12 protein-coding genes and 1 pseudogene are annotated in these 13,061 nt (G+C 64.3%); 8 read left to right on the plus strand and 5 right to left on the minus strand.

Annotated elements, in window-relative coordinates; all coding sequences use genetic code 11:
- Positions 1–12: 12 nt before the first annotated feature.
- The gene (locus C1924_RS00820; protein ID WP_108763651.1) at positions 13–999 is read right to left on the minus strand and encodes an MDR family oxidoreductase; all 987 of its coding nucleotides are present in this window, start codon (positions 997–999) and stop codon (positions 13–15) included.
- 116 nt (positions 1,000–1,115) lie between these two features.
- Here C1924_RS00820 and C1924_RS00825 point away from each other — a divergent pair.
- The 6 genes and pseudogenes from C1924_RS00825 to C1924_RS00845 all read left to right on the plus strand — a co-directional run.
- Positions 1,116–1,439 (plus strand): annotated as a pseudogene (locus C1924_RS00825) (helix-turn-helix domain-containing protein); the annotation flags it as partial.
- 314 nt (positions 1,440–1,753) lie between these two features.
- Entirely contained in the window at positions 1,754–4,747 is a 2,994-nt protein-coding gene (locus tag C1924_RS00830; RefSeq protein WP_108763653.1) for a TonB-dependent receptor, read from the plus strand.
- Positions 4,748–5,112: 365 nt separating this feature from the next.
- A complete protein-coding gene (locus C1924_RS00835; protein ID WP_108763654.1) occupies positions 5,113–5,742 on the plus strand; it encodes a hypothetical protein in 630 nt (209 codons plus the stop codon).
- 167 nt (positions 5,743–5,909) lie between these two features.
- Positions 5,910–6,362: a hypothetical protein gene (locus tag C1924_RS20485; protein WP_254051188.1), complete on the plus strand. Its 453-nt coding sequence runs from the start codon at positions 5,910–5,912 to the stop codon at positions 6,360–6,362.
- A 39-nt stretch (positions 6,363–6,401) separates the two neighbouring features.
- Positions 6,402–7,244: a S41 family peptidase gene (locus C1924_RS20490; RefSeq protein ID WP_254051189.1), complete on the plus strand. Its 843-nt coding sequence runs from the start codon at positions 6,402–6,404 to the stop codon at positions 7,242–7,244.
- Positions 7,245–7,251: 7 nt separating this feature from the next.
- Positions 7,252–7,641 carry a hypothetical protein gene (locus tag C1924_RS00845; protein WP_108763655.1) on the plus strand — a complete coding sequence of 130 codons (390 nt, stop codon included), beginning with the start codon at positions 7,252–7,254 and terminating at the stop codon, positions 7,639–7,641.
- A gap of 99 nt (positions 7,642–7,740) precedes the next feature.
- On the opposite strand, the gene C1924_RS00850 is transcribed toward C1924_RS00845, so the two are convergent.
- From C1924_RS00850 to msuE, 3 genes are read right to left on the minus strand one after another with little or no spacing between them, the layout of a single operon-like run.
- The gene (locus tag C1924_RS00850; RefSeq protein ID WP_108763656.1) at positions 7,741–8,772 is read right to left on the minus strand and encodes a methionine synthase; all 1,032 of its coding nucleotides are present in this window, start codon (positions 8,770–8,772) and stop codon (positions 7,741–7,743) included.
- Between the two features lie 42 nt (positions 8,773–8,814).
- On the minus strand, positions 8,815–9,792 hold the full coding sequence (locus C1924_RS00855; protein ID WP_108763657.1) for a DUF1852 domain-containing protein: 978 nt from the start codon (positions 9,790–9,792) through the stop codon (positions 8,815–8,817).
- Positions 9,793–9,807: 15 nt separating this feature from the next.
- The gene (msuE, locus tag C1924_RS00860) at positions 9,808–10,398 is read right to left on the minus strand and encodes an FMN reductase (protein WP_108763658.1); all 591 of its coding nucleotides are present in this window, start codon (positions 10,396–10,398) and stop codon (positions 9,808–9,810) included.
- A gap of 75 nt (positions 10,399–10,473) precedes the next feature.
- Between msuE and C1924_RS00865 the strand changes: the two genes are divergently transcribed.
- Both C1924_RS00865 and C1924_RS00870 read left to right on the plus strand, forming a co-directional pair.
- On the plus strand, positions 10,474–11,385 hold the full coding sequence (locus C1924_RS00865; RefSeq protein ID WP_108766923.1) for a LysR family transcriptional regulator: 912 nt from the start codon (positions 10,474–10,476) through the stop codon (positions 11,383–11,385).
- Positions 11,385–12,245, plus strand: a complete 861-nt coding sequence (locus C1924_RS00870) for a methylenetetrahydrofolate reductase (protein WP_108763659.1) — start codon at positions 11,385–11,387, stop codon at positions 12,243–12,245. Before C1924_RS00865 ends, C1924_RS00870 begins: the two co-directional genes overlap by 1 nt.
- A gap of 20 nt (positions 12,246–12,265) precedes the next feature.
- Here the strand turns inward: C1924_RS00870 and C1924_RS00875 are convergent, their stop codons facing one another.
- On the minus strand, positions 12,266–12,961 hold the full coding sequence (locus tag C1924_RS00875) for a L,D-transpeptidase (protein WP_108766924.1): 696 nt from the start codon (positions 12,959–12,961) through the stop codon (positions 12,266–12,268).
- Positions 12,962–13,061 lie beyond the last annotated feature (100 nt).

The raw sequence follows: 13,061 nt of genomic DNA on the forward strand, positions 1-13,061 counted from the left end.
GAAAGGCGTTCATCAGCGATTGACGTCGACCAGGGTGCGGCCCTTCGAGGTTCCCTGCAGCATCTGCGCGGCAACCGCCGGAACATCGCCCAGGCCGATGTCGCGGGTGGTGGATGCCAGCTTGGCAAGGTCCAGATCAGCCGCCAGTCGTTGCCACGCGCGTTGGCGAAGCTCGGCCGGCGCACGAACCGAATCGATGCCTGCCAGCGTTACGCCGCGCAGGATAAAAGGCAGCACCGTCGCGGGAAGTTCGCGGCCACCCACAAAGCCGCAGGTGGTCGCGATACCGCGGTAGCGGGTCTGGGCCAGTGCGTTGGCCAGCGTGCGTCCACCAACGGCATCGATCGTGGCCGCCCATCGTTCAGCCTGCACTGGCGGCGCCTCCGCAGAGAGGGTGGCGCGATCCACGATCTCGGCAGCGCCCAGCGCTTTCAGATAGCTGGCTTCGGTGGCTTTGCCGGTGGACGCCACCACGCGATAGCCCAGGCTGGAGAGCAGAGCGACGGCGATGGAACCCACGCCGCCCGACGCGCCGGTGACCAGCACCTCTCCTGCGGTCGGGGTGACGCCGTGGCGTTCAATCTCCAGCAGGCTGAGCATGGCGGTAAGTCCGGCCGTACCGATTGCCATGGCCGCCCGCGCGTCTATGGCAGCGGGCAGCTTCACCAGCCAATCGCCCGGAACCCGTGCAAGCTGCGAGAACCCGCCGTGGTGCGTCTGGCTGAGGTCCCATCCCGTGGCCACGACCGTATCACCCACACTGAAGCGGGGATCTGACGATGCTTCGACCGTACCGGCAAAGTCGATGCCTGGCACCAGCGGGAACGTCTGGATGATCTGCATGCCGGCCAGGGCAATGGCATCCTTGTAGTTCAGGTTGGACCACGCCACCCGCACGGTGACAGCGTCATCGCCCAGGGAGGATGCGTCCAGCTGCTGCAGGGAGGTGGTGACCGGGCCGTCTGCGGATCGGTTGGAAACAAGGGCTCTGAATGACACGGCGTATCCTCGTGGTAGGCACGGTGCGAATATAGGCAAGCCTGGCCATGTTCGTAAGAACGCACATTTACCGCCGCTACTATCATCCGTGTGCCTATCAGGCGTGGAGACGACGCATGCGTACCAACCGGTTGGACCCCAAGAGCGGCTGCGCCGTGGAGCTGACACTGTCCGTCATCGGTGGCGTGTGGAAGCCGCTGCTGCTGTTCCATGTGCTTACTGGAAAGAAGCGATTCATGGAGCTGACGCGGCTTATTCCCACGGCGACACAGCGCATGCTGACACTGCAGCTGCGCGAGCTGGAAGCCGATGGCCTGATCAACCGCCATGTGTATGCAGAAGTGCCACCCCGCGTCGAGTATGAGGCGACCGCGCTTGCACGTACCCTTGCCCCGGTCATGCTGAGCCTGCGGGAATGGGGAGAGAACTACCGGCAGCATGAGCAGCGGCTGCCACCCATGGAGCCTGCCTGCGATGCGTCACCGGGTGGCGCGAAGCCGCGCAGGCCGGCCAAGGCGGGCCGGGCAGCGGCAGGCAAGGCTGCCGCACGCGCCGTGCCTGACGAAGTGCCGCACGGCTGACCGCGTCGGGTGACAGCGGCCACCCGGCCGCCCGGGTATGGCCATCGGCCAACAGCAGATAACCACTCGGCATTTCTGCATTGGGGCGCGAGCGGGGTTAATGAACCTGCAATGTCTGCGGCGCCCGTGGCGTCGTGCAGGCATCGCTTCCCCCACTACCCGTACGTTCCTCGATGATCACTGCTCGTTCCTCACTGCGCCCGCGATTGCTGGCGTTGGCGGTGTTGCTTGCCACCGCGTCCCCCGCACTGCATGCCCAGTCCACCACCGGCGCCATCGCCGGCCTCGCGCCTCCTTCGGCGCAGCGCATCTTCGTCCGCAGCGACACCGGCCTCACCCGTGAAGTGACGGTGGACGCGCGTGGCCGCTACACCATCGGCCAGCTGCCGCTGGGCCGCTATTCGGTGGAAGCACGCGATGCCGACGGCAAGGTGCTGCAGACCCGTGAGGGCGTTGCGCTGACGGTGGGTACCAGCACCGAGGTGTCGTTCGGTGAGGTCACGCGCCTGGATGGCGTGCAGGTCAGCGCCGATCGCGCGGCGGCTGCCATCGACGTCAGCAGCGTGGATTCCCGCACAGTGATCACCGCTGAGCAGCTGCAGCGCCTGCCGCTGGGCCGCTCGGCCGAGGCCATCGCCCAGCTCGCACCGGGCGTGGTCGGCAACGGTGGCAACGGCAGCTATGCCGGCCCGACCGGCGTGCAGCTGGTCAGTTTCGGCGGTTCGTCGGCGGCTGAAAACGCGTACTACATCAACGGCTTCAACAGCACCGATCCGCTGCGTGGCCTGGGCGGGTTGACCCTGCCCTATGGCAGCATCGACCAGCAGGAAATCTATACCGGCGGCTACAGCGCCAAGTACGGCCGCTCCGATGGTGGTGTCATCAATGCCGTGGGCAAGCGTGGCACCAATGACTGGCACTTCGGTGGGCAGTTCACCTGGGAACCGGCCTCCACGCGCTCGGACAAGGACGACGTGCGCTACCCCGGCAACGGCGCGCTGTACTCGCCGGAAAGCAAGGACCGCGAGTGGGTGACCACGCAGAGCATCTACGCCGGCGGCCCCCTGATTGAAGACAAGCTGTTCTTCTTCGGTTCCTACGAACTGGAGCGCCGCGAAGGCACCGACGTCAAGAACGTCGAGGCGACCAATTCCTACTCGAAGTATGAGTACAACCGTCCGCGCTGGTACGCCAAGCTGGACTGGAACATCACCGACAACCACCTGCTGGAGCTGACCGGCGCCTCAAGCCGCAACGTGTTCCGCGGCGACATCTTCGCCTACGACTACGACACGCTGGCCCGTGGCGCGCAGCGCGGCAAGGAAGACACCACCAAGACCGGCGGCGACCTGTGGACGGCCAAGTACACCGGCTACCTGACCGACCGCCTCACCGTCAGTGCGCAGTACGGTGAGATGAAGACCGATGACTACATCGGCAATCCCGCCTACGACGGCAGCCTGACCTACATCAACAGCGCCAACCTGCAGAACCCGGCCCTCAATGGCGGTACGCCGATCACCAATGCGCAGACCACGTCGCTGCTGGTCAACCCCGACCGCGGCAACCGCAGCAACAACCTGCGCCTGGATGCCAACTATGTCTGGGGTGACCACAGCATCACGGTGGGCATCGACAACCAGAACGCGCGCGCGCTCAACCGGGGTTCGGTGGCGTCGGCCGATGGCTACTACTGGATCTATGGCCAGTCCAACCCGAACGTACCCATCAATACCGGCCTGGGTGTGCCGGCCACCGGCGGCATCCGCAATGGCCAGGACGGCTACTACGTGCGCCAGTACATCTACAGCGCGCTGGCCTCGGTGCGGGCCTCGCAGCGGGCGCAGTACATCGAGGACAACTGGCAGGTGACCGATCGCCTGCTGCTGAACCTGGGCCTGCGCCTGGACCAGTTCACCAACTACAACCGCGATGGCGATGCCTACATCAAGCAGACCAGTGGCCAATGGGCGCCCCGGTTGGGCTTCAGCTGGGACGTCGGCGGCGATGGGCGCTTCAAGGTATTCGGCAACGTGGGGCGCTACTACCTGGCGCTGCCGCTGAATCCGGCGTTCAACGCGGCCGGCGCAACGCTGGCCACCTCCACGTACTACACCTACGGTGGCATCGACAGCAACGGCTACCCGACCGACCTCACCCAGTTCTCCGACGCGGTCTCATCCAACAACAACTACGGCCTGCTGCCGGATGCGAAGACGGTGGCGACCTCCGGCATCAAGCCGTCCTTCCAGGATGAGTTCATCCTGGGCTTCACCAAGGCACTGGGACAGGACTGGGTGTACGGCGCGAAGGCGACCTATCGCGTCCTGCGCAGCGGCGTGGATGATTACTGCGATATCGATGCAGTGCTCGGCAAGGCCAGCAGCCTGGGCTACAACGTTACCAAGGACAGCAATCCGGTCAGCTGCTGGCTGATCAACCCTGGCCGTGCGAACACCTTCAACCTGGTCGACACCAGCGGCAACTACGTGAGCGTGCCGCTGACCAACGCCGAAATGGGCTTCCCGAAGTTCAAGCGCAACTACTACGCCGTGAACCTGTCGCTGGAGCATCCGTTCGATGGCCGCTGGTACGGGCGCGCGGACTACACCTGGTCGCGCAGCTACGGCACCACCGAAGGCCAGCTGCTGTCAGGCATTGGCCAGACCGCGGTATCGACCACGCAGGCCTGGGATTACGCGCAGCTGATGGAGCACACCAACGGCCCGCAGAGCAACGACCACACGCATCAGTTCAAGCTGCACGGGTACTACCAGCTGACGCCGGAATGGCTGGTCTCGGCCAACCTCAAGCTGCTCTCCGGTACGCCCTTCAGCGCATTGGGTTCCTATGGCCCGGACTTTGAAGATCCCTCCGGCTATGGCATTGCCTACCACTTCTACAACGGCCAGCCGGCGCCTCCGGGCAGCCAGGGGCGCTTGCCGTGGCTGAAGCAGCTGGATCTCGGCGTGTCCTACCGGCCTGCGGCCGCAGAGGGACGGCTGGGCTTCAACCTGGATGTGTTCAATGTGTTCAACAGCCAGGTGGCGCTGTGGAAATCGCCGTATTCCGAGCTGGACCCGGGGCAGCCGGACCCGCTGTACGGGGCGGCAACGGTGCGCCAGGCCCCGCGCTCGCTGCGGGTGAGCGTGAGCTACGACTACTGAGGGAAGCTCGACCCTACGGACTAGTCGAGCACGCTCGACGCTACGAAGCCGCCGGGCATGGCCCGGCGCTGCCATGGTCTTGAAGCCATGCGTAGCGTCGAGCTTGCTCGACGGCTGTTTGCGGGGTGAGCCGAGCATGCTCAACGCTACGACCAAGCGTGGCTGATTCCCATCCGGCGGGGCGTGCTCTTGGATTTCACTGGGAATTCCGCACTTTGGGGCTGTGAGAGAGAACCGCTCACTCAGGTCAGACGCGCGCCAACTCGCTAGAGTGGCCAATCGGTTACGCTGACGCGCTCTCTGAGCCATGCGTCAAACCGCCCGTAAAAGTAGTGCTAGTTAAATTAATCTGACAGGGTTTCGATATGAGTAAGGTTGAGCAGACGCAAGAGGAACTGAAGCAACATCTGGATGACCATGTTCGCTTCTTGATCTCATCTGCTGCAGCTTTTGATGGGGGTTTTCATGGAGAGGCAAAGCGGCTCGCAGCTACAGTACGAGTCTTGCTGCATGACACGGCTAGGTCAAAATCCCTTCTCGGGCTGCTTGGAGAGAAAGAGAAGCTCGCCTATGTGAATACGGCGAATCCGCTCAGCCATAAAAATCTTTTGAGCCATAGCGGACTGGTTAATTTCAGAGCTGACAAAAACGGGGTGAATTATCACGCTCCGCTTGGAGATGGCCCTCCCAGCCGCCAGCGTCCAAAGGTATCTTTCGGAGATTGGTGGGGAGAGATTGTAATCCTAGATAGTGCAGGTGAGAGATTTAGCCGTAAGGATCTCGTGCTTGCACTCACAAACAAGGACGGTGGAGCGCACGTTGACCCAGACCTTGGCCAAGCCTATGCGTCGCTTACTCGGGGTAATAGTCTTGGTTGGGAGGCGTCTAGCGTACATGGCATGCAGGCGATGCAGGGAGTTGAGATGCACAGCTCCAGGCAGATTGCCTACGAGCTTCTGCAGACACTGAGAGATGCCGGACTAACTAGATACTGAATCGCTTCGTGGGTGGCGAAGCTGCAGCGAAATCGCGCACAGTGGCAGTTTTTCGAGTAGCGCAGACGTGACAGGCCGGGGGACATTGCCCTGCGCTACCGGCGGCGTTGGTCTCTGTACTGCGCACGTATTACGATGCAGCTTTGGCCTGTACAAGGATGTGCACCATGCGGCGTGCTGTGTTTCTCTGTCTGTTGGCGTTGTCCAGTGCCGACGCATCGGTGGCGACGGACTGGAAGGGCGCTGCCAGCGGCTCCGTTGTCCATGGATCAGGCGATGTGCTGACAGCAGGTGGCAGCGCCTTCGCGGCGTCCGGCACCTCTACAGGCGATGCCGGGTTTGTCGGCGCCGTCACATCGTTGGATGCCGGCGCGTTCCGTGACAGGGAAGTACGCTTGGCCGGCGCATTGGCAGTGGCCGATGGTGCGGGTGCGGGTGCCCTGTGGTTGCGTGCGGATGGAGCCGACGGGCGGGTGGCCTTCACGACCACCGCACGCCTGACCCCGGTGCGCAAGGGCGATGGGCCGCAGGAGCGGGAAATCTGGTTGTACATTCCATCCGCTGCGACGCGCATCAGTTTCGGCGCCACACTGAGCAGCGCGGGCCGCATCGATGTCTAGCACCTGACGCTGGTGGCGCAAACGCCCACGTCCACCGACGTGTCCGCCTATGACATGGCGGCCTACGTGCTGCCCATCCTCCGGGCCCATGCGCTGAACGCTGACAACGTCGATTGGGCCGCACAGGAGAAGGCGCTGCTTGTGCCGGAAATGAAGCAGCTTCCTGCCATGGAGGCCTACGGCAAGCTACGTGGTGTGTTGGCTGCGCTGGCAGACCACCATAGTTTCCTGCAGGTGCCGCGACAGGTCTCCACCACGCGCACTACCGCAGTCGCTTCAGAGCCGATCCAATCGAAGGCCGTCGATGGCGTCGGCTATGTGCTGGTGCCGGGCCTGCGGGGAATGGGTGCCGAAGCCAGTGCGGCGTTCAGCACGCAGCTCTGCGAAACGATTGCTGCGCTGGCGCCCTCTGCAACGCGCGGATGGATCGTCGATCTGCGTCGGGACACCGGCGGTAACATGTGGCCGATGGTGAATGGGTTGCACGCGCTGCTCGGCAACGGCGACATTGGCGGCCTGCGTGACAGAGACGGGCGGATCATCCGTTGGCGGCCCAGGCCCACCCATGCGTGTGAGGGTGACTTCTCCCATCACCCGGTGGCGGTGCTGGTCGGCCCCAGGACTGCAAGTTCCGGCGAAGCAGTGGCCGTTGCGTTCAGGGGCCGGCTTGCCACGCGCTTTCTCGGCCAGAAGACGGCCGGGTTGGCGACCTCCAACCAGACCTATGACCTTCCTGATGGCGGTGGCCTGCAATTGACCGTCGCGCAGATGGTTGACCGCGATGGAGCCGCGTATCCAGATGGGATCCGGCCCGAAATGCCTGTTGCCGCCGAGCAGGACGCGATCACTGCAGCCGCAGCGTGGCTGCGAGCCACCCGGTAGATGGTGCGTGAAGACCATTGCGCTTGCCGTCCTGATGTTGCTGGTACCGTTCGCACACGCCTCCACACCCATCATGGGTGATGAGTCGCTGGCCTGCATCAGCGGCGGTACACCTGGCAAGCCGGGGCAGAAGCATGACGTTTCCTTCAGCAACGGCTACCAGATGGGCGTGCTGTCTCCGGATACGCTGGTGTCGTTTGCCGTGCTGAAGACGGTCGGGACGTACAGCGCCACGTTCAAGGTGAATGGCGTGGCCACGCAGGTCATCCGCTTCCGTTTCCAGGATTCGCCGGGGACTGATGTCTGTTTCCGCTATGACAGCACTCGGCAGGTCTGGGGAATCAGCAGAATCCGCCATGATCTCTGCCAGGCGTGCGCTGCGGCCGGTGGAGTGTAGCGTCGAGCCTGCTCGTGGTTTCTTGCCTGAAGGCAGTCGAGCAAGCTCGACGCTACGGTAGGGCAGAGCCGAAGGCAGTCGAGCACGCTCGACGCTGCGTCAACGCCCGGCCAGTTCCTCGCGCACGATCTGCGCGCCGGCACTGAGTGCACGCAGCTTGCCGCGCGCCACCTCGCGCGACAGCGGTGCCATGCCGCAGTTGGTGCACGGGTAGAGCTTGTCGGCATCGACGAACTGCAGTGCCTTGCGCAGTGTGTTGGCCACGTCCTCAGGCGTTTCCACCGTGCTGGAGGCCACGTCGATTGCACCCACCATCACCTTCTTGCCGCGCACCAGTTCGATGAGATCGATCGGCACGTGCGAGTTGTGGCATTCCAGCGAGATGAGGTCGATGCTGGATTTCTGCAGCTTCGGGAACGATTCCTCGTATTGGCGCCATTCTGAGCCCAGCGTCTGCTTCCAGTCGGTGTTGGCCTTGATGCCGTAGCCGTAGCAGATATGCACGGCGGTTTCGCACTTCAGCCCTTCGATCGCGCGCTCCAGGGTGGCCACGCCCCAGTCGTTCACTTCGTCGAAGAACACATTGAAGGCAGGCTCGTCGAACTGGATGATATCCACGCCTGCGGCTTCCAGTTCCTTCGCTTCCTCGTTGAGGATCTTCGCGAACTCCCACGCCAGCTTCTCGCGGCTCTTGTAGTGCGCGTCGTACAGCGTGTCGATCATGGTCATCGGGCCGGGCAGGGCCCACTTGATCGGCTGCGTGGTCTTGCTGCGCAGGAACTTTGCATCTTCGACGAACACCGGCTTCGGGCGGCTGACCGCACCCACCACGGTCGGCACGCTGGCGTCGTAACGATTGCGGATGCGTACGGTCTCGCGCTTGTCGAAATCGACGCCATCGAGGTGTTCGATGAAGGTGGTGACAAAGTGCTGCCGCGTCTGCTCGCCGTCGCTGACGATATCGATGCCGGCCAGCTGCTGCTCCTGCAGCGCCAACAGCAGCGCATCCTGCTTGCCTTCGGTCAGTACGTCATCCTGCAGTTTCCAGGGCGACCAGAGCTTTTCAGGCTCGGCCAGCCAGGAGGGCTTGGGCAGGCTGCCAGCGGTGGAGGTGGGCAGTAGTTTCTTCATCGTGTGCGGGGTCTTGTGTCCTGGGGAGGGAGAAGCGGTGGATCAGCGGGCAGCCCACTGTTCGAGCACGGCCCGGTAGGGCTTGATGAAGTGCTCTTCCGTGAACCTGCCCTGCTTGACTGCCAGTTGACTGCGCTCTTCGCGGTCGTAGACGATGCGGGTGGATGAGTAATCCTGGTGCTTCAGGCTGGGCTGATAGACCTTCCCGGCCACCGAATTGGCGTTGTAGATCTCCGGCCGGTAGATCTTCTGGAAGGCTTCCATGGTGCTGATCGTGCCGATCAGTTCCAGGTTCGAGTAATCACCCAGCAGGTCGCCCTGGAAGTAGAAGGCCAGCGGGGCAACGCTGCCCGGCGGCATGAAGTAGCGCACCTGCAGGCCCATCTTGTCGAAGTACTGGTCGGTGGGCGAGAACTCGCCCTGGCGGTACTCCACGCCCAGGATGGGATGGTGGTTCTCGGTGCGGTGGTAGGTCTTGCTGCTGGACACGCTGATGCAGATGACCGGCGCCTTGCTGAAATGGGCGTGGTAGGCATCCGAGTCCAGGAAGTGCTTGAACAGCTTGCCGTGCAGATCGCCAAAGCCTTCGGGAATGCCGAACGTGGCCCGGCCTTCGTTGCTGGCTGGCAGCACCACGCTGAAATCGTAGTCGCGCACGTAGGAGGAGAAGTTGTTGCCCACGATGCCTTCGGTACGCGTGCCGGTGTGGGTATCGACGATGGTCGGGCGCAGCACTTCGATCAGCGGGAACGGATCGCTGCCCTCGGCGCCATCGATGTGCATCTCCACCGAAATGATGTCCAGCTCGACCGCGTAGCGATCGGCATTCGGGTTGTCCCAGTGCGCCAGATCGTTGAAGCGGTTGTTGATCATGCCCAGGGTGTTGCGCAGGTTCTCCTGGCGCGAGGCACCGCGTGCCAGGTTGGCGAAGTTGGTGGTGATGCGCGTGCCGTCGGCCGGCTGGTAATCCTCGTTGAACGGGATGCGCGTGATCTGGAAGGTGAAAGCGTCGGTGGTCATCGGCGAGGGTCCGGTTCAGAAGGCTTCAAGAATTTCGCTGTCCGCAGGCGCCACGCGCCGGGACAGTGCGAGCAGGGGAAGCGCGCGCTGCACCGCCAGCAGTGCCCGTTGCTGCAGGGCCGGGTCATGCACGCGGCCATCGGCGAAATCCTTGTCCGTGGCGTAGACGCCCAGCGGCAACGTGCGCGCCTGGAAGAAGCTGAAGAGCGGCCGCAGCTGGTGGTCGATCATCAATGCGTGGCGCTCGCTGCCGCCCGTGGCGGCCAGCAGGATGGGGGTGTCGACCAGCGCATCCTGGTGGATGAAATCGAAGAAATGCTTGAACAGCCCGGTGTACGAGCCGCGGTAGACCGGGGTGGCGACCACCAGCACATCGGCCTGTTCGACCGTGGCCAGCGCCTGTTCTGCGGGGTCAGGAAGCTGAGAGCGCCACAGCGCACCGGCCAGCTGCGGGGCCAGCTGGCCCAGTTCGATCAGCTGCGGTTCGCTGGGGACGTGTTCGCCGATGAGGTCCAGCAGGTGCTCACACAGCGTGGCGGCCCGTGAAGGGCGCTGCAGGCCACCGGAGACGGCGACGATACGGAGAGGGCGGTCGGGGGAAAGCATGACCCGATGCTAGTCAGGGCATTCCATGACGTAAAATGGTTTTACTTCACGTATCCATGAATGGTGTTCATCGACATGCTGGAACGCATCCACCTGAGCATCGTGCAGCAGGTTGAGCGGCAGGGCTCGCTCACCGCCGCCGCCGGCGTGCTCAACCTCACCCAGTCGGCCCTGAGCCACAGCATGAAGAAGCTGGAACAGCAGCTGGGCACCGATGTCTGGCTGCGCGAAGGCCGCAGCCTGCGCCTGACCCAGGCCGGCCAGTACCTGCTGGCGGTGGCCAACCGGGTGCTGCCGCAGCTGGATCTGGCCGAAGAGCGGCTGGGCCAGTTCGCCCAGGGCGAGCGCGGCTCGCTGCGCATCGGCATGGAGTGCCATCCCTGCTACCAGTGGCTGCTGAAGATCGTCTCGCCCTACCTGGCGGCCTGGCCGGACGTGGATGTGGATGTGAAGCAGAAGTTCCAGTTCGGTGGCATCGGCGCGCTGTTCGGCTACGAGATCGACCTGCTGGTAACGCCCGACCCGCTGCTGAAGCCTGGCCTGACGTTCGTGCCGGTGTTCGATTACGAGCAGGTACTGGTGGTGGGCAGCAACCACGCACTGGCCAAGGTGGACTACGTAAAGCCCCGGCAGCTTTCCCAGGAAGTGCTGATCAGCTACCCGGTGCCGTTCGAGCGCCTGGACATCTACAACCAGTTCCTGCTGCCGGCCGGGGTCACCCCGCGCCGGCACAAGGCCATCGAAACCACCGACATCATGATGCAGATGGTGGCCAGCGGCCGCGGCGTGGCGGCCATGCCGCGCTGGCTGGTGGAAGAGTACGCCGCGCGGATGGACGTGGTGCCGGTGCGTCTGGGCGCCAAAGGCATCCCCAAGCAGATCTACCTGGGCGCGCGCGAGGCCGACACCGGCATTGATTACCTGCAGGCGTTCGTGGAACTGGCGCGGGGCAGTTCCCGGGCCGGCCCGCTGCGCGGGAAGAAGTGATGTCCGCAGGTTCCAGGCCGGCGGCACGCGCCTTCATCGACGCCTGCTCGCTGGAAGTGAGCGCGAAGGCCATGCCCGCGCTGCGCGCCGAAGCCGGCCGCATCGCGCGCGGTACGACGATCTCCATTCCTTACCTGGCCAGCGAAGACGATGAGGCGCGGCTGGCAGCGGCACGCGCGGTGCGTGAAGTGGGCCTGCAGCCCATGCCACACCTGTCTGCCCGCCGCATCGGCTCGCAGGCGGCGCTTGAGCGCTTCATCGCGCGGGCGGTGGGTGAGGCCGGTGTTGAGCAGTGCCTGCTGATCGCTGGCGATCTGGCCACGCCCGCCGGTCCCTTCGCTGACAGTGCATCGGTCATCGACACCGGCATTCTCGAGCGCGCCGGCATCCGGGTCGTGGCCGTGGGTGGGCACCCGGAAGGCCATCCGGTGATGGATGCCGCCGCGCGCTGGCGGGTGCTGGAACACAAGTGCCAGTCCATCCAGACACGCGGCATGACGCCGAAAATCATCACCCAGTTCGCGTTCGACGCCGATACCGTGCTGGCCTGGCTGGACGCGCTGCGGGCGCGTGGCCTCGGTCATCCAGTACTGGTGGGCGTGCCGGGGCCGGCCAGTGTTTCCCGGCTGCTGCGCTATGCGGCCATGTGCGGTGTGGGGGCCAGCACGGCGATGCTGGCCCGGTACGGCATTTCGATCGGCCGGCTGCTGGGCACGGCCGGGCCGGATGTCTTCGTGGATCGGCTGGTGGCCGGACTGACCGACGCGCACGGGCAGGTCAGCCCGCACCTGTTCCCGTTCGGCGGCATCGCGCCGTCGCTGGACTGGGTGGCGCAGTACCGGCAGCGTGCGGATCCTTAGTCAGCCGGGTGCGCAAGACCTCACTTGCTGGCCGAGTGCGCGTCCCTGCTGCCTTCGTGCTCTGCTTTCGCGCGGCTCTGCGCGAATTCGGGGAAGGTTTTTTCCAGCGAGTCCTTGTCCGGCAGCACGTAGAACACGCCACCCTTCTCGAACGTGGACTGCACCACCTGCTCATAGAAGTTGGCGCTGACGTTGATGCAGCCGTGGGTCACACGGTTGTCGTCCGGCGTGGGTGTTGCCAACCGTTCGGCGCGCTTCTCCTTCGGGGTGCCCGGCGGCAGGGGATGCATCGAGACGGCCGAATCGTAATCCACCCACAACACGCGGCCAGCGTCGTCGGAAGGGCCGTAGCCACCGATGAAGCGGCCTGCAGGGGTGGTGCGGTCGTGGCCGGGAATCGCGCTCAGCGCGACCTTGGCAACGTTGGGTGCGGAATGGTCGCCCTTGGCCGAACCAAACAGTGCCGGTGCCGCGCCGCGCAGCTTGCCGTCACTGCCGAAGATCAGCACCTGTGCGGCGGCCTTGTCCATGATCGCGAACGGATAGCCTTCGCTGTCCCTGCTGGCAACCACCCAGCCGGCCAGTTCGATCACCGTGTCGGACACTTCCTGGCCCTGCGGGAGCTCATCGACGGCGGCGGTGGATGGCGTAGCGACATCCTTGGCGCCCTTGGCGCTGGCCACGCCGGTACCAGCCAGTGCCAGCGCGAGGGTCAGCGCGGCGCAGGCGGTGCGGATTGCGGGGGAAGTGAACGTACGGATGGCGCGGATCCTCGGGTGATTGCAGTTACGCAGTTGCAGATGATGCAAGGGAACC

The organism is Stenotrophomonas sp. ESTM1D_MKCIP4_1 (assembly GCF_003086895.1).
Lineage (GTDB): Bacteria > Pseudomonadota > Gammaproteobacteria > Xanthomonadales > Xanthomonadaceae > Stenotrophomonas.